The sequence below is a fragment of the Pontimicrobium sp. MEBiC01747 genome (genome assembly GCF_053601635.1).
In genome coordinates this window covers 1-929 of record NZ_JBSHNS010000071.1, presented here as the reverse complement: position 1 = coordinate 929, position 929 = coordinate 1, and the positions used below count along the sequence as shown (strand labels likewise).

Below are 929 nucleotides of genomic sequence, written 5' to 3'. Positions count from 1 at the left end.
GGACTAGAGCAAGATAAATTACGTGCTGAGTATGAGGAAATAATGAAAACAATAATTGACTTAAAAGATATTCTAGACAAGAAAGAACGTCGAATGAATATTATTAAGGACGAACTTGTAGTTGTTAAAGATAAATATGGTGATGAGCGTCGTTCTACTATTGAATATGCAGGCGGAGATTTAAGTATTGAAGATATGATTCCTGATGAGAAAGTTGTTATAACTATATCTCATGCGGGTTATATTAAACGTACCTCGCTTACAGAATATAAAACACAAAATAGAGGAGGTGTAGGGCAAAAAGCTTCAACAACCCGTAATGAAGATTTCTTAGAACATTTATTTGTTGGTACGAACCATCAATACATGTTGTTCTTTACACAAAAGGGTAAATGTTTCTGGATGCGTGTTTACGAAATACCAGAAGGTAGTAAAACATCTAAAGGTAGAGCAATCCAAAACCTAATTAATATTGAGCAAGATGATAAAGTAATGGCTTTTATTTGTACTCAAGATTTAAAAGATGAAGATTACATTAATAATCATTATGTAATTATGGCTACTAAAAATGGTCAAGTTAAGAAAACATCTTTAGAACAATATTCTAGACCAAGAACTAATGGTATTAATGCTATTACTATTAAGGAAGATGATGTACTATTAGAAGCAAAGTTAACAACAGGAGAGAGCCAAGTCATGTTAGCCTTAAAATCTGGTAAAGCTATTCGTTTTGAAGAAGCAAAAACGAGACCTATGGGCCGTGGGGCTTCTGGAGTTCGTGGTATAACATTACAGCATGATAAAGATGAAGTAATAGGAATGATCGCTGTAGACGATATGGACAGTAATGTTTTAGTTGTTTCCGAAAACGGTTACGGTAAACGCTCTAGTCTAGAAGATTATCGAGTTACTAACCGAGGAGGTAAAGG

The 929-nt window shown here is 33.9% G+C and carries 1 protein-coding gene; it reads left to right on the top strand.

From position 1 onward, the window contains the following. Positions 1 to 929 (top strand): DNA gyrase C-terminal beta-propeller domain-containing protein (locus tag ACVC2P_RS01160; RefSeq protein WP_452596651.1); only part of this gene is annotated, 929 nt, incomplete at both ends.